The organism is Cupriavidus lacunae (assembly GCF_003353055.1).
GTDB classification, from domain to species: domain Bacteria; phylum Pseudomonadota; class Gammaproteobacteria; order Burkholderiales; family Burkholderiaceae; genus Cupriavidus; species Cupriavidus lacunae.
Window position 1 is genome coordinate 68127 of sequence record NZ_QKWJ01000003.1, and the last position, 21149, is coordinate 89275.

Consider the following 21149-nt stretch of genomic DNA (forward strand, 5'->3'; position numbering starts at 1 on the left):
GCGCCATGTGGTTGGTTTGGGGCTCTTGGCCGGGGGGGCTGCTGGTCGTTGGGTTGGGTATGTCGGTCGGGTTCCATGTTGTCGTAGGATTAACCGCCTGGTTCCGCCCTGCTGGGCGGGTCACTTTTTGTCCGAGCGACAAAAAGTAACCAAAAAGCGCGTCGCATCAGGCGGCTGGCCATCCATTCCTCGGTGTTGGTGGTTCGGGCGGTGGTGCTTGCCGTTTGGCGTGGTTGGCCGTTCGGGCCTGCTACGCACCCTGTCTGTGCCCACATCAACGGACTATTGGACGAACCCGACTTTAGGCGGTTGGCAGCCTGCTAAGCACCGCGTCGGTGGGACGCCTTCGGCTGCGCTTCGCGCCGGCCCTAACGTGGCAGGCGGACGGCCACGTCCTAATTTGCGCTCTTTTTTTTGGGGCCCTGCATCACGACCGCCCCATGCGAGCGCAGCGACGCACTCCGTGCCAGGGCACCCGACCTACGATACTGAGTGCGCGCAGCGCAGCCGAAGGCGTCCTACCGATGACCTCGTTAGCAGGCTGCCAATAGCCTAAAGTCGGGTTCGTCCAATAGTCCGTCGACGTAGGCACCGGACAGGGTGCGTAGCAGGGTCGAACCACCAACCCCATCGAACGGAAATCACCGCCGCTCGCCCCACCAACACCGAGGAATGGATGGCCAGCCGCCTGAGGCGACGCGCTTTTTGGTTACTTTTTGTCGCTCGGACAAAAAGTGACCCGCCCAGCAGGGCGGAACCAGGCGCTTAATCCTACGACAACATGGAACCCGACCCACGCCCGCCAAGCACGCCAAAGCAACCGCACACCCCCGAGCCCAAACACCAACCCCACACGCGGTAGAATCCCCCCAGATCCCCCTCACCCCAGACCCCACCATGTCCGCACCCGACAACGCCCTCCTCGCCGCCTGCCGCGACCGCCGCGCCCGTGTGCTGCAGCACCTGCGCGCCGGCGGCGGTGGCGTGGCGATCCTGCCCACGGCGCCGGAAGCCATGCGCAACCGCGACAGCGACTACCCCTACCGGCACGACAGCTATTTCTATTACCTGAGCGGCTTCACCGAGCCCGACGCAGTGCTGGTGCTGGTCGCCGGTGCGCCGGGCGACCCCGCCGAGGCCGACCGCAGCATCCTGTTCTGCCGCCCCAAGCATGAAGAACGCGAGATCTGGGACGGCTTCCGTTTCGGTCCGGAAGGCGCGCGCGCCGCGTTCGGCTTTGACGAAGCGCATTCGGTCGAAGAGATCGACGCCGCGCTGCCGCCGCTGCTGGCCAACCGCACACAACTGGCCTACCCGCTGGCCGATTCGACCCGTACCGACATGCAGATGCGCCGCTGGCTCGACGCCGTGCGCATGCAAGGCCGTGCCGGCGTGGCCGCGCCGTCGGTCGCCATCGACATCCGCACACTGCTCGATGAAATGCGCCTGTTCAAGGACGCGGGCGAACTGGCCACCATGCGCCGCGCGGCCGCGATTTCGGCCGGCGCCCATGTGCGTGCGATGCAGGCCACCCGCGCCGGCCTGCGCGAATACCACCTGGAAGCGGAACTGCTCTATGAATTCCGCCGCCATGGCGCACAGAGCGTGGCCTACAACTCGATCGTCGCGGCCGGCCCGAATGCCTGCGTGCTGCACTACCGGGCCGGTCCCGCCGAACTGAAGGACGGCGACCTGTGCCTGATCGATGCCGGCTGCGAGTTCGACGGCTACGCCTCGGACATCACGCGCACCTTCCCGGTCTCGGGCCGCTTCTCGCCGGCGCAGCGCGAGCTGTATGACCTGGTGGTGGCCGCGCAGGACGCCGCCATCGCCGAGACCCGCGCCGGCGTGCCCTACAACGTGCCGCATGACGCCGCCGTGCGCGTGCTGGCGCAGGGCATGCTCGATACCGGCCTGCTCGACCGCAACAAGGAAGGCACGCTCGACGACGTGCTGGCCAGCGGCAGCTACCGCCGTTTCTACATGCACCGTACCGGCCACTGGCTCGGCATGGATGTGCACGATGTCGGCGAATACCGCGTCTCGGGCCACAGCGGTGAAGGCGAGCGCCCGTGGCGGCCGCTGCAGCCGGGCATGGTGCTGACCATCGAGCCCGGCATCTATGTGCGCCCGGCCGAAGACGTGCCCGAGCGCTACTGGCATATCGGCATCCGCATCGAGGACGACGCCGTGGTCACCGATGGCGACTGCGAGCTGATCACGCGCGGCGTGCCGGTGCTGGCCGACGAAATTGAGGCACTGATGCGCGACAACGCAAGCGCCGCCGGAGGTCTGCGATGATCGGCTGGCTGCGCAGGATCTTCCCGGGCCAGGCCCGCGCCGGCAGCAAAGCTGGCAACACCCGTCGGCCCGATCCGTCCGAACCCTTCATCATCAATCTGTACGACGACCGCGTGGTGGTGCACCGCCCCGACGGCCAGCGCGAGGAGATCGCCTGGGACGTGCTCGAGCGCGTGGTGGTGCGCGTGTCCGACCGCGCGCCCTGGGCCGGCACCGCCTGGCTGATCCTGATCGGCGCGCCCGACTCGGGCCAGGGCTGCGTGGTGCCGCTCGACGCGGCCAACCATGCGGCACTGGTGGAGCGGCTGCGCGCGCTGCCGGGCTTCAGCGAACAGAAGCTCGACAATGCGCTGCGCGACGCCGCGGCGGGCAAGTCGCGCTCGGATGCGATCTGCTGGAAACAGGGCGCGCAAGCACAACCGGCGGCCGATGGGGAGCATGCTGGAGGCAGCGACGATGCCGGCCGTGCCGCCTGACTTCCACGGCCTTCGCGATATCGCCATCGTTGGCGGCGGCCCGGTCGGGCTGGCGCTGGCCTGCCAGTTGCTGCGCACCACGGACTGGCGCCTGACGCTGGTCGATGCCGCCACGCCGGCGCGCGCCGCACGCGATCCGCGCGCGATCGCGCTGTCGCACGGCAGCCGCCAGTTGCTGGAGCAGATCGGCGCCTGGCCGGTGCCGGGCAGCCCGATCGAACATATCCACGTTTCGCAGCGCGGCCGCTTCGGCCATGTCCGGCTGCACCATGACGACTACGACGTGCCGGCACTCGGCTACGTGGTGCGCTACGGCGAGTTGTGCAACGTGCTGGAGCGTGCGCTTGCTCACGCCGCGCAGGCCGCTGGCGCGGACCGCATGCAGCGCGTGTTCGAAACCCGCATCGGCCAGATCGAACAGGACCCGGTGCCGCGCGCTGCCGGCGAGGCCGATACGGGTATCGTTCACCTGACCGGCACTGGCCATGAAGGCCAGACGGTGCGCCTGGCCGCGCGGGTGGCGGTCCAGGCGGAGGGCGGGCTGTTCCATGAACAGGCCGCGCACCAGGGCCGTGGCGCGCGCACCCGAGACTACCGCCAGACCGCCGTGATTGCCCACGTGACCTGCTCACGCCCGCAACCGGGCTGGGCCTGGGAACGCTTTACCGACGAAGGCCCGCTCGCGTTGCTGCCGCATGAGGAACACGGCGCGCCGGGCTACGCGCTGGTGTGGTGCTGCCCGCCGGACGAGGCGGCGCGGCGCATCGCGCTGCCGGAGGCCGAGTTTGCCCTGGAGCTGGGCCGTGCCTTCGGCGACCGCATGGGCCAATTCATGCTGGCGGGCAAGCGCCATGCCTTCCCGCTGGGGCTGAACGCCGCGCCGGTGACGGTCAATGGCAGCGTGGTGGCGGTCGGCAATGCCGCGCAGACGCTGCATCCGGTGGCCGGACAGGGGCTCAACCTGGGCCTGCGCGATGCCTTTGCGCTGGCCGACTCGCTGCGCAGCGCGTGCACGCCGCAGGCGCTGCAGGCCTTCGCCAGCCGGCACCGCGTGGACCGCGCCGTCACCATCGGCGTCACCGACCTGCTGCCGCGCGTGTTCGGGATTTCCTATCCGCTGGCGGCCCATGCCCGCGGGGCGTCGCTGGCCGCGCTGGCCTGCCTGCCACCGCTGCGGCACGCGCTGGCGCGCCACATGATGTTCGGAATGCGCCGCTAACCGCCACCAGTGCCTGGTCAGTGGCGCTTGCGCCACTGACTGCACTCCAATGCGCCGCGAATGCTCAAATCTTGAGCAACGGTGACCGATTGGCGGTAGAATCCTGCCCTCGCACATGTCCCGATCCATCGCCGGCAGCTGTTTCGGCAGGGACATGTTTTTCCGTTTCGTCTCTGTTTCGTCTTCCGCCTCAGAGCAGGCTGACCCGATCCCATCGCGGCGCATCGCGCCGCGAAGCAACTCGGGCCGCCAGGACGGGCCATCAGAGCCGCCGCCCAGTGGTTGCCTAATTCGTCACCTAATTCGTCGCCCAACGTCGTGCAGATCGGACCTCACCAACTCCGCAACAACCTGTTCGTCGCCCCGATGGCGGGCGTGACGGACCGGCCCTTCCGCCAACTGTGCAAGCAGCTCGGCGCGGGCTATGCGGTGTCGGAAATGGTGGCGTCCAACGCACAGCTGTGGAAGAGCGAGAAGACCATGCGCCGCGCCAACCATGCCGGCGAGGTCGAGCCCATTGCCGTGCAGATCGCCGGCGCCGAACCGTCGATGATGGCCGAAGCCGCGCGCTACAACGTGGACCGCGGCGCGCAGATCATCGACATCAACATGGGCTGCCCGGCCAAGAAGGTATGCAACGTCGCCGCCGGCTCGGCCCTGCTGCAGAATGAACCGCTGGTGGTGCGCATCGTCCAGGCAGTGGTCGGCGCCGTGGGCGACCGGGTGCCGGTCACGCTCAAGATCCGTACCGGCTGGGACCGCGAGAACCGCAATGCGCTGCGCGTCGCGCGCATGGTCGAGGACGCGGGCATCAGCATGCTGACCATCCACGGCCGCACCCGCGCCGACCTGTACCACGGCGACGCCGAATACGAGACCATTGCCGCGGTCAAGGCAGCGGTCTCGATCCCGGTGGTCGCCAACGGCGACATCACCACGCCGCAAAAGGCAAAACAAGTGCTGGCACTGACCGGCGCGGACGCGATCATGATCGGCCGCGCAGCACAGGGCCGGCCCTGGCTTTTCCGTGAAATCGAGCACTTCCTGAAGACCGGCGAGATGCTGCCGTCGCCGGAAGTGGTCGAGATCCGCGCCATCATGAACGCGCACCTGGAAGACCACTACGCCTTCTACGGCGAGTTCACCGGCGTGCGCACCGCGCGCAAGCATATTGCCTGGTACACGCGCGGGCTGCGCGGCGCCAACCTGTTCCGCCACCGCATGAACACGCTGGAAAGCACCGCCGAGCAGCTGGCGGCGGTCAATGCGTTCTTCGACGAGCAGGCGCAGATCTCTGACCGGCTGGTGTACGTGGACGAAGCCACGCAAGACAAAGACGAAGCGAACAACAACAAAAACGGGGAGTTGCTTGCCGCATGAGCCGCAACGCTATCGACCAGTGCATCCGGGAAAGCCTGGACACTTATTTTCGCGACCTGGACGGCGAAGAGCCGTCGAATATGTACAACATGGTGCTCGAGGCCGTCGAACGGCCGCTGCTGGAAGCCGTGATGTTGCGCGCCGAGCGCAACCAGTCGCTGGCAGCCGCCTACCTGGGCATCAATCGCAATACGCTGCGCAAGAAACTGCAGCAGCACGGTTTACTTTGAATTTGAAGCGTTTCCCACAGCCATGATCAAGCAAGCCCTACTCTCTGTTTCCGACAAGACCGGCATCGTCGATTTCGCGCGCGAACTGAACGCGCTCGGCGTCACGCTGCTTTCCACCGGCGGCACCGCCAAGCTGCTGGCCGACAGCGGCCTGCCCGTGACGGAGGTGGCCGACTACACCGGCTTCCCGGAAATGCTCGACGGACGCGTCAAGACGCTGCACCCGAAGGTCCACGGCGGCATCCTCGCACGCCGCGACCTGCCCGAGCACATGGCCGCGCTGGCCGAGCACGACATCCCGACGATCGACCTGCTGGTGGTCAACCTGTACCCGTTCCAGCAGACCGTGGCCAAGGATGACTGCACCCTGCCCGACGCGATCGAGAACATCGACATCGGCGGCCCGACCATGCTGCGCTCGGCGGCCAAGAACCACCGCGACGTGACCGTGATCGTGGATCCGGCCGACTACGCCGTAGTGCTGGGTGAAATGCGCGCCAACGCCAACAGCGTCGGCTACGACACCAACTTCCGCCTGGCCACCAAAGTATTCGCGCACACCGCGCAATACGACGGTGCCATCACCAACTACCTGACCAGCCTAGGCGCCGACAAGTCGCACCAGGCCCGCAGCGCCTACCCGCAGACGCTGAACCTGGCCTTCGACAAGGTGCAGGAAATGCGCTACGGCGAGAACCCGCACCAGTCCGCCGCCTTCTACCGCGACCTGAAGGCCGTGGACGGCGCGCTGGCCAACTACTTGCAGCTGCAGGGCAAGGAACTGTCGTACAACAACATCGCCGACGCCGACGCGGCCTGGGAATGCGTCAAGTCGTTCGACGCCGCCAACGGCGCCGCCTGCGTCATCATCAAGCACGCCAACCCGTGCGGCGTGGCGGTGGGCGCCAACGCGCTGGAAGCGTACGACAAGGCCTTCAAGACCGATTCGACCTCGGCCTTCGGCGGCATCATCGCCTTCAACGTCGAACTGGACGAGACCGCCGCGCAAGCCGTGGCCAAGCAGTTCGTCGAAGTGCTGATCGCCCCGTCGTTCAGCGCCGGCGCGCGCGCCGTGTTCGCGGCCAAGCAGAACGTGCGCCTGCTGGAGATCCCGCTGGGCAAGGGCATCAACCAGTATGACTTCAAGCGCGTCGGCGGCGGCCTGCTGGTGCAGAGCCCGGACGCCAGGAACGTGCAGCCGTCCGAGCTGCGCGTGGTGACGCGCCGCCACCCGACCCCGAAGGAAATGGACGACCTGATGTTCGCCTGGCGCGTGGCCAAGTTCGTCAAGTCCAACGCCATCGTGTTCTGCGGCGGCGGCATGACGCTGGGCGTGGGCGCGGGCCAGATGAGCCGCGTGGATTCGGCCCGCATTGCCAGCATCAAGGCACAGAATGCCGGCCTGACGCTGGCGGGTTCGGCGGTGGCGTCGGACGCGTTCTTCCCGTTCCGTGACGGCCTGGACGTGGTGGTTGACGCAGGTGCCACCTGCGTGATCCAGCCGGGCGGCTCGATGCGCGACGACGAAGTGATCGCCGCCGCCGACGAGCGCGGCATCGCCATGGTGCTGACCGGCACGCGCCACTTCCGCCACTGAGCACGGCACGCTCGCGGTCTTGCACAGCAAGACCGCCGCAAACGAAGCGGTTTCGCTCCCATGTGGGGAACGAAACCGCTTTTTGCTTGGTGCACCCGCAACGCCAGCGCGAACGCCCCGGCAAAAAGCAATACACTAGCAACGGCATCCACCCTACCCACCCAATGCGAATCCTAGGCATCGACCCCGGCCTGCGCACCACCGGCTTCGGCGTGATCGAGAAGCACGGCAACAAGCTTGCCTACGTGGCCTCGGGCACGATCAAGAGCGACGGCAATTCGACCCTGCCGGAACGGCTGAAGACGCTGTACGACGGCATCAGCGAAGTGTCGCGCACCTACGCACCCGACTGCGCGGCGATCGAGAAGGTCTTCGTCAACGTCAACCCGCAATCGACGCTGCTGCTCGGCCAGGCCCGCGGCGCGGCGATCTGCGGGCTGGTGGGCTACGGGCTGCCGGTATTCGAATACACCGCGCTGCAACTCAAGGTGGCGGTGGTCGGCTATGGCCGCGCCAACAAGGCACAGGTGCAGGAGATGGTGACGCGGCTCCTGATGCTGCCCGGCCAGCCCGGCAGCGATGCGGCCGATGCGCTCGGCGTGGCGATCTGCCATGCCAACGGCGGCGATACGCTGGGCACGCTGGCGGGCCTGGCGCCCGACCTGGTGCGCAAGGGCATGCGCGTGCGGCGCGGGCGGCTGGTCGGCTGAGCACGTCGGCAGGAAACGGCTTTCGCCGCGCTGGCATTCCCGTCTTTTACAATCGGGCATTCGTTTCACCATTGGAAAGCTGCATGCCTAGCCAGTCCCGACTGAGCGCGCCGCGCTCGCGCGCCGCCGGCCTCTTCCTTACTCTTGCCGCCAGCCGGCGATGGCTGTTCCCCGCCGCCGCGTGCGCCGTGCTGGTCGCCGGCTGCGCCACCGCGCCGCGCCCCAGGCCCGCCACGCCCCCAGCGCCCCCGGCCCCCGGGCCTGCCCCGAGCGCCGCGCCCGCGGCTGCCGCCCAACCCAAACCGCTGGTGATCGCCCATCGCGGCGCCAGCGCGCTGCGTCCCGAACATACGCTTGCCGCCTACGCCAAGGCGATCGAGGACGGTGCCGACGCCATCGAGCCCGACCTGGTCATGACACGCGACGGCGTGCTGGTGGCACGCCACGAGAACGACATCACCGGCACCACCAACGTGGCCGAACTGCCGCAGTTTGCCGAACGCAAGCGCACCAAGGTGATCGACGGCGAGCGCCTGACCGGCTGGTTCACCGAAGACTTCACACTGGCCGAACTCAAGACGCTGCGCGCGCGCGAGCGCATCCCGCGCCTGCGCCCCGCCAATGCGCGCCTGAACGACCAGTTCGAGGTGCCGACCTTCGACGAGATCGTGCGCCTGGCCGAACAGGCCGCGCTGCGCACCGGCAAACCCATCGGCATCTATCCCGAACTGAAGCACCCGAGCTATTTCCGCGGCATCGGACTACCGCTCGAGGACAAGCTGGCGGCAGCGCTGCGCGCGCAGCCCTACCTGCGAAATGCGCCGGTGTTCATCCAGTGCTTCGAGAGCGGCAGCCTGCGCGCGCTGCGGCGCACGCTTGGCAGCAACCTGCCCAACGTCAAGCTGGTGCAGCTCATCGGCAATCCGCGCAAGGGCCCGGCCGACTGGAAGCTGGCCGGCGACGGCCGCACCTTCGGCGACATGCTGAGCGCGACCGGCCTGCGCGAGGTGGCGGCCTACGCCGACGGCATCGGCCCCGAGAAAAGCAGCGTGGTGCCGCGCGATGCGCAGGGCGCCCTGGCTGCGCCGACGGCGGTCGTGCACCAGGCGCATGCCGCCGGGCTGTTCGTCCATCCGTACACCTTCCGCCCGGAAAACAGCTTCCTGCCCAAGGCGCTGCAGACCGGCGGCGACGAGGCCACGCGCAGCCCGTCAGGCATGGAGCGCGAGGTGCAGGCCTTTATCGCGGCCGGCATCGACGGCTTCTTCACCGACGACCCGGCGCTGGGCCGGCGCGCGGTGGATACGCCCGCGCGCTGATCCGGCCGGGCAGCCGCTGGGCTACACTTGCGGCCGCCGCTTCCCTGACACCCCACTCCACCCCACCCCAATCTCCCCTCCGCACCATGATCGGACGCATCGCCGGCACCCTTATCGAGAAGAATCCCCCGCACCTGCTGGTCGATTGCCACGGCGTCGGCTACGAGGTGGACGTGCCGATGAGCACCTTCTACAACCTGCCCGCGGTGGGCCAGCCGGTGACGCTGCTGACGCAGCTGATCGTGCGTGAGGACGCGCACCTGCTGTACGGCTTCGGCAGCGCGGCGGAGCGCAATACTTTCCGCGAGCTGATCAAGATCACCGGCATCGGCGCGCGCATGGCGCTGGCGGTGCTCTCTGGCATGTCGGTCCCCGAGCTGGCGCAGGCCATCACGCTGCAGGAAGCCGGGCGCCTCACGCGCATTCCCGGCATCGGCAAGAAGACTGCCGAGCGGCTGCTGCTGGAGCTCAAGGGCAAGCTGGGCGCGGAACTGGGCCATGCGCCGGGCACGCCGGCGGTGCCGGACAACGCCGTCGACGTGCTCAATGCGCTGCTGGCGCTGGGCTATTCGGAGAAGGAAGCCGCCCCCGCGATCAAGCAAGTGCCGGCCGGCACCGGCGTGTCCGAGGGCATCAAGCTCGCGCTCAAGGCATTGTCCAAGGCTTGAGACCAGGATAGACGCGTAGAATGGCGGACTGTTGCCGCTGTTCGGGCCCCTGACCGCCATGATCGAAACTGACAAGCTTGCCGCCCCCGCCCGCGTGATCGCCGCCACCCCCGCCTCGTCGCACGAGGAGGCGTTCGAGCGCGCGCTGCGGCCCAAGCTGCTGGACGAGTATGTCGGCCAGGAAAAGGTGCGCGGGCAGCTCGATATCTTCATGCACGCCGCGCGCAACCGGCGCGAGGCGCTGGACCATGTGTTGCTGTTCGGCCCGCCGGGTCTGGGCAAGACCACGCTGGCCCACATCATCGCGCGCGAGATGGGGGTCAACCTGCGCCAGACCTCGGGGCCCGTGCTGGAGCGCCCGGGCGACCTGGCCGCCCTGCTGACCAACCTGGAAGCCAACGACGTCCTCTTCATCGACGAAATCCACCGGCTCTCGCCGGTCGTCGAGGAAATCCTGTATCCGGCGCTCGAGGACTACCAGATCGACATCATGATCGGCGAAGGCCCGGCCGCGCGCTCGGTCAAGCTCGACCTGCAGCCGTTCACGCTGGTGGGCGCCACCACGCGTGCCGGCATGCTGACCAACCCGCTGCGCGACCGCTTCGGCATCGTCGCGCGGCTGGAGTTCTATACCGCCGAGGAGCTGGCCCGCATCGTCACGCGCTCGGCGCAGCTGCTGCATGCCCACATCGATCCGCAGGGCGCGCTGGAAATCGCCCGGCGCGCGCGCGGCACGCCCCGGATCGCCAACCGGCTGCTGCGCCGGGTGCGCGACTACGCCGAGGTCAAGGGCGACGGCACCATCACGCGCCAGATGGCGGATGCCGCACTGGCCATGCTGGACGTGGACAGCGTGGGCTTTGACCTGATGGACCGCAAGCTGCTGGAAGCCGTGCTGCACAAGTTCGGCGGCGGCCCGGTGGGCGTGGACAACCTGGCCGCGGCCATCGGCGAAGAGCGCGACACCATCGAGGACGTGCTCGAGCCCTATCTGATCCAGCAAGGCTATCTGCAGCGCACCCCGCGCGGGCGCGTGGCCACGGCCGCGGCCTACCGACATTTCGGACTGGCCAGCCCGCAAGCCGCCCAGGGCGGAGCGGGCGAACTGCTTGGCGACGCCTGAGATTGTGCTGCGGCGCAACAGAAATGCGCCGCTTCCGCCTCTCAGTGGGACCAATTAAACGTTTTAATTTCGCGCTCCAAATTTTTTCGAAGTGGATTGCTGGCCCGTGGCCGATTGTCCACAATGGCTTTATCGGCACCGGCCCGGTGCTGCGATGGCCGTGCCCCGCCAGGCACGGCACCTTCACAAATACGTCAAGGAAAGCCAATGATTCGCCATTCGTCCAGCCTGCTCGCCGCAGCCCTCGCCGCCACGGCGTTCGCCGCCGGCAGTGCCAACGCCCAGCGCCCGCCGGCGCCGGTCGGCGTGGCCGAAGAAGCGGTCATCAGCGGCAAGATCGTCGATATCGATCCCGAATCCAAGGCCGTGCTGGTCCAGGGCCCGCGCGGCAATGTGGTCGAACTGGTGGCTGGCGACGAAGCCCGCAACTTTGGCCAGATCCGCAAGGGCGACATCCTCACCGTGGCGCGTGGCGCCGCGCTGGTCGCCGCGCTTGAGCCGGTCGACAGCAAGGCCACCGCACTGGCCGAATCGGTCGACCGCACCACGCGCGCCGCCGAGGGCGGCAAGCCCGGCATCATGCGCGAGATCACCACCACGGTGACCGCACAGATCACCAAGGTCGACCCGGCCAAGCGCCTGATCACCTTCCGCGGTCCGCGCGAGACGCTGCGCACCGTGAAAGTGCAGGACCCGGCCATCGACCTGAACGGCATCAAGCAGGGCCAGATGGCCAAGATCGTCTACCGTGAAGTCGTGGCCATTACGGTCAAGGCACCCGCGGCAGCCGCAGCCAACTGAGCCACTGAGCCAGACGCGGTACTTTTCCCATCAGGAGGTTACCTATGAATCGTCGCCACTTTGTTACCCGGGTTGCCGGATCGGGCCTGCTCGTCGCTACGGTGATGGCTACGGGCTGCACCACTACCGGCACCAGCGCCTCGAAGGACCCGGTCGCCAAGAAGCAGGAAATCGATGCAGGGGTGGACGGAGCGCTGAACCGGCTGTTCTCCACCAACGCCGGCGCACGCGACCTGGCGCAGCGTGCGCAAGGGGTCCTGGTGTTCCCGCGTGTCATCTCGGCCGGCCTGGTGGTAGGCGGCGAGTACGGCGAGGGTGCGCTGCGATCGAAGGGCGCGACGGTCGGCTACTACAGCACGACGCAGGCCTCAGTCGGGCTGACCGCCGGCGGGCAGTCCAAGGCCGTCATCATCATGTTCATGACCCCGGAGGCCTACAACAAGTTTGTTTCCAGCAAGGGCTGGACCGCCGGCGCCGATGCCAACGTGGCGGTGGCCAAGATCGGCGCGGACGGCAGGCTCGACACCCTGACCAGCCAGCAGCCGGTGATTGCCTTCGTGCAGACCAATGCCGGCCTGATGTTCGACGTCTCGGTGAACGGCGCCAAGATCAGCAAGCTGGAAATCTGACGCGGCCACCCGGCTGCGCCGCTCCACCTGAAGTTCCCGGCTTCGGCCGGGAATTTTCATTTCAGGCGGCCGCAGCAACGCTTGCGCACGCCGCGGCAGCCGCGGCGGAATCCGGGGCCCGCTGGCATAATCGCGCCCAAAACACCGCGCGCCAGCGCGTCCGACCGGGAGCCCCCATGTCCGCCGTCCCCGCCAGCACGACCCAACCGGGCCGTGTCTACCGCTACTATGACTTAGTCATGGTGGCCTTTGTCACCGTGCTGCTGTGCTCGAACCTGATCGGCGCGGCCAAGGCGGCGCAGGTGACGCTGCCGGTGATCGGCACGGTGACTTTCGGCGCCGGGGTGCTGTTCTTCCCGATCTCCTACATCTTCGGCGACGTGTTGACCGAGGTCTACGGCTACGGCCGCGACCGGCGCGTGGTCTGGGCCGGCTTCGCCGCGCTGGCGTTCGCCACCTTCATGAGCCTGGTGGTGCTGAACATGCCGGTCGCGCCCTTCATGGCGGACTACCAGAAAAGCCTGCAGGAGGTGTTCGGCAACACCTGGCGGATTGCGCTCGGGTCGCTGATCGCCTTCTGCTGCGGCAGCTTCACCAACAGCTACGTGCTGGCCAAGATGAAGCTGTGGACGTCGGGGCGGTGGCTGTGGACACGCACCATCGGCTCCACGCTGGCCGGGGAGCTGGTCGATTCGTCGCTGTTCTACGTGATCGCCTTCTACGGCATCTGGCCGCTGGAGAAGGTGATCCAGGTGGCGGTGGCGCAGTACGTGCTGAAGACCGGCTGGGAAGTGGTGATGACACCGGTGACGTACAAGGTGGTGGGGTTTCTGAAGCGGGCCGAAAACGAGGATTACTTCGACCGCAATACCGACTTCACCCCGTTCCGCGTCCGCGTGTAGCGCTACGGCACGCGCCGGTCCACCTCGTCCAGCGCCAGGTTTTCCAGGTGGCTGACATCGCCCCACTGGGCCAGCGTCAGGTGGGTGCTGTCGCTGCGTAGCCGGTTGACGCTGGCATTGAGCAGTTCATGCTGGCGCGGCGCTTCCAGCGTCATGCCGGTGGCCTCGCGGTAGAGGCAATCGAGCACGCCGCCGTGCGCCACCAGCGCGATGCGCTCGCCCGGGTGCCGGCGCGACAACGCCAGCACCGCATCGACCGTGCGCTCATGGAAGCCCAGCAGCGACTCGCCTTCGGGCGGCGCGTAATCCGGCACGCGCGCCTGCCAGCGGGCGAAGTCCTCGGGCAGGTGCTCGGCCACCTCGGCGTAGGTCTTGCCCTGCAGCGTGCCGTAGCTGCGCTCGCGCAGGCGCGCATCGGGGCGCACCTGCAGCCCCAGCGCCTCGGCCAGCGGCGCAGCGGTTGCCATCGCACGCGACAGGTCGCTGGCATAGACCGCGTCGATCGGCTCGCCCGCCAGCGCCGTCGCCAGCGCGCGCGCCTGGGCGCGGCCGGTCTCGTTCAGCGGAATGTCGAGCTGGCCCTGCAGCCGGCGCTCCCGGTTCCAGGCCGTTTCGCCGTGGCGGATCACGATCAGGTGGGTATAGGCCAGCGAATGCGGCCCAGGGCTTTGCAACATGCCATTTCCTTCGGGATTTCCTGCGGTGCTTGCTTGAGGCCGGTGCCGCGGCTGGCGCGGCACCGGCCCGGCGTTACTTCGCCAGCTTCGGGTTCAGCGTATAGGTGCCGGTGAGGCTGGCCTGCGCCAGCACGTGGCCCTGGATTGCCTCGCGCACCTGGGTGCCGGTAAAGGTGCCGTCCAGCGGCAGCCGGTCAAGGTCCAGTGCATACAGCGTGAACACGTAGTGGTGCAGCAGCGTATCGTTCCACGGCGGGCACGGGCCATCATAGCCGTAGTAGTCGCCCTTCATGTCGGCATCGCCGGCGAACCAGCCGGTGTAGTCGTTGATGCCGTGCCGCAGGCCGCCCGCGGTGGCGGTGCCGCCGGTGGCTTCGGGACCCGGCTTGCCGCGCGCGATCACGCCGTCGCTGTGCGAGCCCGCCGCGATCGAGGTCAGGCCCGGCGGGATGTCGACCAGCACCCAGTGGAAGAAATCCACGCGCGGCAGCGAGGCCGGCACTTCGCGGCCTTCCTGGTTGACGTCGTCGCCCTTGCTGGGGACGTCGCGGTCGTGGCAGATCAGCACGAACGAGCGCGTCTCGGCCGGGGCGTCTTCCCAGTGCAGGTCGGGATTGCGGTTGTTCGACAGGGCCACGTGGGCGGCTGCGTCGGGCACGCAGAAGGCGAACTCGCCGGGAATCGGCGCGTTGTCGTTGAAGGACTTGCTCCAGAGTTTCATTTGTCTCTCCTGTCTTGGTGCCGCGGCTGGGCGCGGCAGCTTGGAATCGGTTCAGGCCGGCGGCACGCGCAGCCAGAAAGTGACCGGGCCGTCGTTGACCAGGCTGACCTGCATCATCGCGCCGAACTCGCCGGTCTGCACCTGCGGATGGGCGGCGCGCGCCTGCGCGACAAAATGCTCGTACAGGCGGCGGCCGTCCTCGGGCGAGGCAGCGGGCGTAAAGCTGGGCCGCGTGCCGCTGTTGGTATCGGCCGCCAGCGTGAACTGCGACACCACCAGCAGGCCGCCGGGGTTGCCGTTGCCGTCCATGTTCTGCACCGGCAGGTTCATCTTGCCGGCCGCGTCGGAAAACACCCGGTACGACAGCATCTTGGCCAGCAGCCGCTCGGCCTGAGCCTCGGTGTCGCCGCGCTCGGCGCAGACCAGCGCCAGCAGGCCGGCGCCGATTTCACCAGTGGTGCGGCCTTCGACCGTGACGCGGGCCTGGGCCACCCGCTGGATCAGCGCGATCATCCCGGCCCCGCCTCAGGCCAGCGTCACGCGCGCAAAGCGGCGCTTGCCGACCTGCACGACGTAGGTGCCCGCGGCCACCCTGGTGGCCTTGTCGCTGACCGTGGCGCCGTCGATCTTGACGCCGCCCTGCTCGATATTGCGGTTGGCCTCCGAAGTGGACGGCACCAGGTTGGCCTGCTTGAGCAGCTGGGCGATGCCCAGCGGCGCGCCGCTCAGGCTCACTGCCGGGATATCGTCCGGCACGCCGCCGCGGGCGCGGTGATTGAAGTCTTCCAGCGCCTTCCCGGCATCGGCCTGGCTGTGGAAGCGCGCCACGATCTCCTGCGCCAGCAACACCTTGCAGTCGCGCGGATTGCGGCCACCGGCGATTTCCTGCTTCATCAGGTCGATCTCGGCGAGCGGGCGGAACGACAGCAGCGTGTAGTACTGCCACATCAGGTCGTCCGAGATGCTCATCAGCTTGCCGAACATCTCGTTGGGCGCCTCGGTCACGCCGACGTAGTTGCCCTTGGACTTGGACATCTTCTCGACGCCGTCCAGGCCCACCAGCAGCGGCATGGTCAGGATGCACTGCGGCTCCTGGCCGTATTCCTTCTGCAGCTCGCGCCCGACCAGCAGGTTGAACTTCTGGTCGGTGCCGCCCAGCTCCAGGTCGGACTTGAGCGCGACCGAGTCATAGCCCTGCATCAGCGGGTAGAGGAACTCATGCACCGAAATCGGAATCCCGGAGCGGAAGCGCTTGGTGAAGTCGTCGCGCTCCATCATGCGGGCCACGGTGTACTTGGCTGCCAGCTGGATCATGCCGCGCGCGCCCAGCGGATCGCACCACTCGCTGTTGTAGCGGATCTCGGTGCGGGCCGGGTCGAGCACCAGGCTGGCCTGGCGGTAGTAGGTCTGGGCGTTGGCCTCGATCTGCTCGCGCGTCAGCGGCGGGCGCGTGCTGTTGCGGCCCGACGGATCGCCGATGGTCGAGGTGAAGTCGCCGATCAGGAAGATGACCTGGTGGCCGAGGTCCTGCAGCTGGCGCAGCTTGTTCAGCACCACGGTATGGCCGATATGGATGTCGGGCGCGGTCGGGTCCAGGCCCAGCTTGATGCGCAGCGGCACGCCGGTGGCCTCGCTGCGCGCCAGCTTCTGCGCCCATTCGGATTCGATCAGCAGTTCGTCGCAGCCTCGCTTGGAGACTTCCAGGGCCTGCATCACCGACGGCGTCAGGGGGTATTTGGCCGTGGGGCCCGAGGCAACTTCAGTCATGACGTAAGTCTTTGAAATACTTGAAATTTTAGGAAATTTCCCGACAGCCGCCAGGGCCGGATTTTGGTATAATCCGCGTTTCCCGGCGCCCACGGGAGTCTTTTCCGTGCGCCACCCGCCACTTTGTGAAGCAAGGCAGGCGGCCAAATAATACTGAACACTGACCAGCACGCGCCGCACCTCGGGGGAGGAAGGCAGACGAGACACATCGTCCCCGGCAGCGGGCTCAGACCAAGGTTGAATTTTACGTGATGTGGTCCAGACTCCGCGAAGTTTTCGCGCGTGAGCTGGTGGTTCTCGTCGATCCGACCAACCCCCAGCACGCGCGGCGGCGCAAACAACTGACAGCCTCGGTAGGCGCAATCTTCACGCTCGGCATGGCCGCGGCGATGGGTGTCGCGCCGCGCAGCGCCTATGATGATCCGCGTGCCCCGCGCACGCAGCAAGTGCTGCGCATGCCCGACGTGCGCGAGCAGCTCGAACAGCTTACCGATAACGAAGCCGTCTACGTGCGCGAAGAGCGCATGCAGCGCGGCGACACCATAGCCAGCCTGCTCAGGCGGCTGGGCGTGGACGATGCCGATGCGCAAGCGTTTATCGTCAAGAACCCCACCGCGCGCGGCCTGTTCAACCTGAACCCGGGCCAGGCGGTGCAGGCGGAGATCGACGAAAGCAATACGCTGGTGTCGCTGCAGGCCAACCTCGGCGGCGACGCCGCGGCCTCGCGCGAGCTGGTGATCGAGCGCGTGCGCCCGGCCGACGGCGACACCGCCGCCGCCTACAAGGCCAAGGTGGAGCGCGTCGACAACGACGTGCACTACGAGATGGCCTCGGGCGCGATTGCCGCCGGCGGCTTCTTCAAGGCCATGGATGCGGCCAACGTGCCCGACGAAGTCGTGCAGCAGATGCTGTCGATCTTCTCCGGCGTGATCGACTTCCACCACGATATCGCCAGCGGCGACCGCTTCCGCATCATCTATGAAGCGGGCTTTCGCGACGGCACCTTCGTGCGCAACGGCCGCGTGGTCGCGGTGGAGCTGATCAACCGCAACCAGCTGCACCAGGCGCTGTGGTTCGCGCCCGAGGACAGCAAGGACGGCGGTGCCTACTACACCTTCGACGGGCGCAGCATGAAGCGGCCGTTCCTGCGTTCGCCGGTGGAGTTCTCGCGCGTATCGTCGGGCTTCGGCGGCCGCGAGCATCCGCTGCATCATGACTGGGCGCAGCACAAGGGCGTCGACTTCGCCGCCCCGACCGGCACCAAGGTGCTGGCCACCGGCGACGGCGTGGTCGAGTTCGTGGGCCAGCAGAACGGCTACGGCAATATCGTCATCCTGAACCACGCCAACGGCTACTCGACCTACTACGCGCACCTGTCCGGCTTTGCCGGCATGCGCCAGGGGCAGCCGGTGCGCCAGGGCCAGCTGATCGGCTATGTCGGCTCGACCGGCTGGGCCACCGGCCCGCACCTGCACTACGAGTTCCGCTTCAACGACGTGCCGCAGAACCCGCTGACCATCACGCTGATGGAGTCGCCGGCGCTGACCGGCAAGTCGCGCCAGGAATTCCTGACGTATACCAGCGGGCTGCTCAGCCGCATCAATGCGCTGCGCACCTACAACGTGCTGACCGCCTCCAACTGACCGCGCCCACCGTGACCCAGCCCGTGCCTGGCAGCGAACGCTATATCGGCATCATGTCCGGCACCAGCATGGATGGTGCCGATGCGGTGCTGGTGGACTTCAGCGGCGCCCGGCCCGTGGTGCTGGCCGCCGCCAGCCAGCCCTTCCCCGGCACGCTGCGCGCGGCCTTTGGCGCCCTGCAGCAGCCCGGCGAGGACGAGATCCGTCGCGAGGCGCTGGCGGCCAATGCGCTGGCGCAGGTGTATGCGGACTGCGTCGCCACCCTGCTGCGCGAGGCCCGCATCGACGCCGCCTCGGTGGCCGCCATCGGCGCCCATGGGCAGACCATCCGCCACCGGCCGGGGCTGTATGACGGCATCGGCTACACCCGCCAGAGCCAGCATCCTGCACGGCTGGCCGAACTGGCCAAGATCGACGTGGTGGCGGACTTCCGCAGCCGCGATATCGCCGCCGGCGGCCAGGGCGCGCCGCTGGTGCCAGCGCTGCACCATGCGCTGTTCGGCAGCGAGGCTGAAACCCGCGTTGCCTGCAATATCGGCGGCATCTCCAACATCAGCATCCTGCCCGCGGCCGGCGGCGCCGTCAGCGGCTTCGACTGCGGCCCCGGCAATGCGCTGCTCGACTACTGGATCGGCCGCCACCGCGGCCTGCCCTTCGACAGCAACGGCGACTGGGCCGCCAGCGGGCGCGTCGACGCCGCGCTGCTGGCGCAGTGCCTGGCCGAGCCCTACTTCAACGCCGCGCCCCCCAAGAGCACCGGGCGCGACCTGTTCCATCCGGGCTGGCTCGATACTCGCCTCGCCGCGTTCCAACACCTCGCGCCTGCCGATGTGCAGGCGACGCTGGCCGCGCTGACGGCCGAGGCCATCGCACGCGACGTGCGCACCTGCGCGCCCGACGCGCGCCGCCTGATCGTCTGCGGCGGCGGCGCCCGCAATGCGTTCGTGATGGCCCGGCTGGCGCAGGCCTTGCCCGGCGTGGCCATCGAGACCTCGGAAGACTACGGCGTGCCGGTGTCGCAGGTCGAAGCGATCGCCTTTGCCTGGCTGGCGCGCCAGTGCCTGCTGCGCCTGCCCGGCAACGTGCCCACCGTGACCGGCGCCGCCGGGCCGCGCGTGCTGGGCGCGATCTATCCGCGCTGAGCCCTACGGCTGGCGCATCGCGCCACCGCCCTCTTTCTCAACCCAATCCATGAACGCCTGCGTCAGCGGCGAGGCCCGCATGGCCGGCGAATGCGCCAGCACCACGCGCTGCGGCGTCACCGGCTCGCGCAGCGGCAGGCAGGCGATCGGCACGCCGTCGTAGCTGTGGTCACCAGCCGGGCGCGTGCACGACAGCGCCACGCCATAGCCGTGCGCCACCAGTCCGCGCTGCATCTCGAAGGTCTGTGTGTACTGGTGCAGCATAGGGTGCAGCCCGTGGGCCCAGAACAGCGACAGGAAGTACTCGCGCGTCTGCGGGATGTCTTCGAGGATCAGCCGCTCGCCGGCAAGGTCGGCCAGGCTGACTTCCGTACCGCCTGCCAGAGGATGGGCGGCGGGCAGCAAGGCGTAGGGCGCCAGCTCCGCCAGCGTGTGGCGTTCGGTGCGGGCGTCGAGCCCCAACTCATAGGTCAGCGCCAGTTCGGCCTTGCCCGCCTGCAGCGTGCGGTGGACGGTTGCCAGGTCGGCTTCGAACAGCGTCACCGAGATGCGGGGATGGCGCCGGCGCAGCCCCGCCAGCAGGCGCGGCACGAAGTACGGCCCGAGGTCCTGGAAGCAGGTCAGCGACAGTTGGCCGTTTAGGCCCCGGCCGGTGCCGTCATCCACGGTAAGGCCGGCGGCCAGCGCAAGGATGTCGCGGGCGCGCCCAAGCAGGCGCTGCCCGGCCGGTGTCAGGGATAGTCCACGGCTGACCTGGCGCAGGAAGAGCGGCTCGCCCAGCGTGTCTTCCAGCTGGGCGATGGCGGTGGACACCGAGGGCTGCGACACATGGCGCGCGCGGGCGGCGGCGCTGATGCTGCCGTGCTCGGCCGCGGCGACGAAGTATTCGAGCTGACGGAAGGAGAAAGGGATCATGATTTCCTATATCGCAACATAGGAAATATATGCTTTTCCTATCCCCGGTGCATGGCGATACTGGGCGCGTCGCCCCTCACACAACTTCGCCATGGACATCACCCAGGAACAGATCGACACCTACCAGCGCGACGGCGTGCTGGTGCTGCGCGGCGCCTTCGCCGACTGGGTCGAGCGGCTGCGCGACGGTTTCGCGCAGAACCTCGCCGAGCCCGGCCCCTTCGCCATCGAGAACGTGCGGCCCGGCGAGGGCGGGCGCTTTTTCGAGGACTACTGCAACTGGCAGCGCATCGCCCCGTTCGATGCCTTTATCCGCCAGTCGCCGGCGGCGGCCATTGCCGCACGCATCATGCAGTCGCAGGCGGTGCAGGTGTTCCATGAGCACATCCTGGTCAAGGAGCCCGGCACGTCCAAGCCCACGCCGTGGCACCAGGACCTGCCTTATTACTGCGTCGACGGTACCCAGACCGCGAGCTACTGGATCCCGCTCGACCCGGTGACGCAGGCCAATACGCTGCGCGTGGTGGCGGGCTCGCACCGCTGGCCGCGGCTGGTGCGCCCCAAGCGCTGGGCCAGCAACGAGAACTTCTATGGAGGCGACGATGCCTTCATGGAGATGCCCGACGTGGAAGACGGCAGCTACACGCTGCTCGCCCCCGAGCTGGAGCCGGGCGATGCGGTGGTGTTCGACTTCCGCACCGTGCACGGCGCCGCCGGCAATACCGGCACCGGGCGGCGGCGCGCGTTCTCGGCCCGTTTCCTGGGCGACGACGTGCGCTTCATGCAGCGGCCCGGGCGTACCTCGCCGCCGTTCCCCGGCATCGGGCAACAGAGCGGCGAGCGCATGCGCGAGGACTGGTTTCCCGTGGTCTGGCGCGCCGCGCGGTAATCCGGCCCGCAAAAGAAAAAACGCACCCGAAGGTGCGTTT

21 protein-coding genes are annotated in these 21149 nt (G+C 68.1%); 16 read left to right on the plus strand and 5 right to left on the minus strand.

The features are described from left to right. Positions 1-897 precede the first annotated feature (897 nt). The 13 genes from DN412_RS03775 to DN412_RS03835 all read left to right on the plus strand — a co-directional run bounded on the left by DN412_RS03775 (position 898) and on the right by DN412_RS03835 (position 13355). A complete protein-coding gene (locus DN412_RS03775) occupies positions 898-2301 on the plus strand; it encodes an aminopeptidase P N-terminal domain-containing protein (RefSeq protein WP_115013304.1) in 1404 nt (467 codons plus the stop codon). Next, entirely contained in the window at positions 2298-2777 is a 480-nt protein-coding gene (locus tag DN412_RS03780; protein WP_078195306.1) for a hypothetical protein, read from the plus strand. The genes DN412_RS03775 and DN412_RS03780 overlap by 4 nt, the downstream gene beginning before the upstream one ends. After that, positions 2758-3996 carry a UbiH/UbiF/VisC/COQ6 family ubiquinone biosynthesis hydroxylase gene (locus tag DN412_RS03785; protein WP_115013305.1) on the plus strand — a complete coding sequence of 413 codons (1239 nt, stop codon included), beginning with the start codon at positions 2758-2760 and terminating at the stop codon, positions 3994-3996. Before DN412_RS03780 ends, DN412_RS03785 begins: the two co-directional genes overlap by 20 nt. A gap of 318 nt (positions 3997-4314) precedes the next feature. Beyond that, positions 4315-5376 carry a tRNA dihydrouridine synthase DusB gene (gene dusB / locus DN412_RS03790; RefSeq protein ID WP_115013306.1) on the plus strand — a complete coding sequence of 354 codons (1062 nt, stop codon included), beginning with the start codon at positions 4315-4317 and terminating at the stop codon, positions 5374-5376. Beyond that, a complete protein-coding gene (locus tag DN412_RS03795; RefSeq protein ID WP_022533577.1) occupies positions 5373-5606 on the plus strand; it encodes a Fis family transcriptional regulator in 234 nt (77 codons plus the stop codon). Before dusB ends, DN412_RS03795 begins: the two co-directional genes overlap by 4 nt. 22 nt (positions 5607-5628) lie before the next feature. Then, positions 5629-7203: a bifunctional phosphoribosylaminoimidazolecarboxamide formyltransferase/IMP cyclohydrolase gene (purH, locus tag DN412_RS03800; protein ID WP_115013307.1), complete on the plus strand. Its 1575-nt coding sequence runs from the start codon at positions 5629-5631 to the stop codon at positions 7201-7203. 164 nt (positions 7204-7367) lie between these two features. Continuing rightward, positions 7368-7913, plus strand: coding sequence for a crossover junction endodeoxyribonuclease RuvC (gene ruvC, locus DN412_RS03805; RefSeq protein WP_078195302.1), 546 nt, complete (start codon positions 7368-7370; stop codon positions 7911-7913). A gap of 83 nt (positions 7914-7996) precedes the next feature. Continuing rightward, on the plus strand, positions 7997-9232 hold the full coding sequence (locus DN412_RS03810; protein WP_115013308.1) for a glycerophosphodiester phosphodiesterase: 1236 nt from the start codon (positions 7997-7999) through the stop codon (positions 9230-9232). A gap of 86 nt (positions 9233-9318) precedes the next feature. Further along, complete coding sequence (ruvA, locus tag DN412_RS03815; RefSeq protein ID WP_115013309.1) at positions 9319-9900, plus strand: Holliday junction branch migration protein RuvA; 582 nt, start codon at positions 9319-9321, stop codon at positions 9898-9900. Between the two features lie 58 nt (positions 9901-9958). Continuing rightward, positions 9959-11023, plus strand: coding sequence for a Holliday junction branch migration DNA helicase RuvB (gene ruvB, locus DN412_RS03820; RefSeq protein ID WP_078198461.1), 1065 nt, complete (start codon positions 9959-9961; stop codon positions 11021-11023). Between the two features lie 207 nt (positions 11024-11230). Next, positions 11231-11824, plus strand: coding sequence for a hypothetical protein (locus DN412_RS03825; RefSeq protein WP_010813893.1), 594 nt, complete (start codon positions 11231-11233; stop codon positions 11822-11824). Between the two features lie 44 nt (positions 11825-11868). Further along, positions 11869-12453 carry a BPSL1445 family SYLF domain-containing lipoprotein gene (locus tag DN412_RS03830; protein ID WP_115013310.1) on the plus strand — a complete coding sequence of 195 codons (585 nt, stop codon included), beginning with the start codon at positions 11869-11871 and terminating at the stop codon, positions 12451-12453. A 176-nt stretch (positions 12454-12629) separates the two neighbouring features. Continuing rightward, a complete protein-coding gene (locus tag DN412_RS03835) occupies positions 12630-13355 on the plus strand; it encodes a queuosine precursor transporter (protein ID WP_013955577.1) in 726 nt (241 codons plus the stop codon). Positions 13356-13357: 2 nt separating this feature from the next. Here the strand turns inward: DN412_RS03835 and DN412_RS03840 are convergent, their stop codons facing one another. The 4 genes from DN412_RS03840 to tyrS form a co-directional block, all read right to left on the minus strand. Continuing rightward, complete coding sequence (locus DN412_RS03840; protein WP_115013311.1) at positions 13358-14032, minus strand: histidine phosphatase family protein; 675 nt, start codon at positions 14030-14032, stop codon at positions 13358-13360. Positions 14033-14105: 73 nt separating this feature from the next. After that, positions 14106-14753, minus strand: a complete 648-nt coding sequence (locus DN412_RS03845; RefSeq protein ID WP_115013312.1) for a YbhB/YbcL family Raf kinase inhibitor-like protein — start codon at positions 14751-14753, stop codon at positions 14106-14108. Positions 14754-14804: 51 nt separating this feature from the next. Beyond that, on the minus strand, positions 14805-15266 hold the full coding sequence (dtd, locus tag DN412_RS03850; protein ID WP_078195294.1) for a D-aminoacyl-tRNA deacylase: 462 nt from the start codon (positions 15264-15266) through the stop codon (positions 14805-14807). A gap of 12 nt (positions 15267-15278) precedes the next feature. Beyond that, positions 15279-16520 carry a tyrosine--tRNA ligase gene (gene tyrS, locus DN412_RS03855; protein WP_115013313.1) on the minus strand — a complete coding sequence of 414 codons (1242 nt, stop codon included), beginning with the start codon at positions 16518-16520 and terminating at the stop codon, positions 15279-15281. Between the two features lie 251 nt (positions 16521-16771). Between tyrS and DN412_RS03860 the strand changes: the two genes are divergently transcribed. Together DN412_RS03860 and DN412_RS03865 are read left to right on the plus strand one after the other, a co-directional pair. Beyond that, a complete protein-coding gene (locus DN412_RS03860; protein ID WP_115013314.1) occupies positions 16772-18163 on the plus strand; it encodes a M23 family metallopeptidase in 1392 nt (463 codons plus the stop codon). 11 nt (positions 18164-18174) lie between these two features. After that, positions 18175-19305: an anhydro-N-acetylmuramic acid kinase gene (locus DN412_RS03865; protein ID WP_115013315.1), complete on the plus strand. Its 1131-nt coding sequence runs from the start codon at positions 18175-18177 to the stop codon at positions 19303-19305. A 3-nt stretch (positions 19306-19308) separates the two neighbouring features. On the opposite strand, the gene DN412_RS03870 is transcribed toward DN412_RS03865, so the two are convergent. Continuing rightward, on the minus strand, positions 19309-20220 hold the full coding sequence (locus tag DN412_RS03870; protein ID WP_115013316.1) for a LysR family transcriptional regulator: 912 nt from the start codon (positions 20218-20220) through the stop codon (positions 19309-19311). 91 nt (positions 20221-20311) lie between these two features. Here DN412_RS03870 and DN412_RS03875 point away from each other — a divergent pair, with 91 nt between their 5' ends. After that, positions 20312-21109, plus strand: a complete 798-nt coding sequence (locus tag DN412_RS03875; RefSeq protein WP_115013317.1) for a phytanoyl-CoA dioxygenase family protein — start codon at positions 20312-20314, stop codon at positions 21107-21109. Positions 21110-21149 lie beyond the last annotated feature (40 nt).

Bases quoted from the DNA above. Each gene is read 5' to 3' on its own strand.
- ruvB (WP_078198461.1), top strand. From the start codon at position 9,959: ATGATCGAAACTGACAAGCTTGCCGCCCCCGCCCGCGTGATCGCCGCC.
- DN412_RS03795 (WP_022533577.1), top strand. From the start codon at position 5,373: ATGAGCCGCAACGCTATCGACCAGTGCATCCGGGAAAGCCTGGACACT.
- DN412_RS03870 (WP_115013316.1), bottom strand. From the start codon at position 20,220: ATGATCCCTTTCTCCTTCCGTCAGCTCGAATACTTCGTCGCCGCGGCC.
- DN412_RS03810 (WP_115013308.1), top strand. From the start codon at position 7,997: ATGCCTAGCCAGTCCCGACTGAGCGCGCCGCGCTCGCGCGCCGCCGGC.
- tyrS (WP_115013313.1), bottom strand. From the start codon at position 16,520: ATGACTGAAGTTGCCTCGGGCCCCACGGCCAAATACCCCCTGACGCCG.
- DN412_RS03825 (WP_010813893.1), top strand. From the start codon at position 11,231: ATGATTCGCCATTCGTCCAGCCTGCTCGCCGCAGCCCTCGCCGCCACG.
- DN412_RS03875 (WP_115013317.1), top strand. From the start codon at position 20,312: ATGGACATCACCCAGGAACAGATCGACACCTACCAGCGCGACGGCGTG.
- DN412_RS03775 (WP_115013304.1), top strand. From the start codon at position 898: ATGTCCGCACCCGACAACGCCCTCCTCGCCGCCTGCCGCGACCGCCGC.
- DN412_RS03785 (WP_115013305.1), top strand. From the start codon at position 2,758: ATGCCGGCCGTGCCGCCTGACTTCCACGGCCTTCGCGATATCGCCATC.
- DN412_RS03835 (WP_013955577.1), top strand. From the start codon at position 12,630: ATGTCCGCCGTCCCCGCCAGCACGACCCAACCGGGCCGTGTCTACCGC.
- ruvA (WP_115013309.1), top strand. From the start codon at position 9,319: ATGATCGGACGCATCGCCGGCACCCTTATCGAGAAGAATCCCCCGCAC.
- DN412_RS03840 (WP_115013311.1), bottom strand. From the start codon at position 14,032: ATGTTGCAAAGCCCTGGGCCGCATTCGCTGGCCTATACCCACCTGATC.
- DN412_RS03845 (WP_115013312.1), bottom strand. From the start codon at position 14,753: ATGAAACTCTGGAGCAAGTCCTTCAACGACAACGCGCCGATTCCCGGC.
- DN412_RS03830 (WP_115013310.1), top strand. From the start codon at position 11,869: ATGAATCGTCGCCACTTTGTTACCCGGGTTGCCGGATCGGGCCTGCTC.
- DN412_RS03780 (WP_078195306.1), top strand. From the start codon at position 2,298: ATGATCGGCTGGCTGCGCAGGATCTTCCCGGGCCAGGCCCGCGCCGGC.
- ruvC (WP_078195302.1), top strand. From the start codon at position 7,368: ATGCGAATCCTAGGCATCGACCCCGGCCTGCGCACCACCGGCTTCGGC.
- DN412_RS03860 (WP_115013314.1), top strand. From the start codon at position 16,772: ATGTGGTCCAGACTCCGCGAAGTTTTCGCGCGTGAGCTGGTGGTTCTC.
- dtd (WP_078195294.1), bottom strand. From the start codon at position 15,266: ATGATCGCGCTGATCCAGCGGGTGGCCCAGGCCCGCGTCACGGTCGAA.
- purH (WP_115013307.1), top strand. From the start codon at position 5,629: ATGATCAAGCAAGCCCTACTCTCTGTTTCCGACAAGACCGGCATCGTC.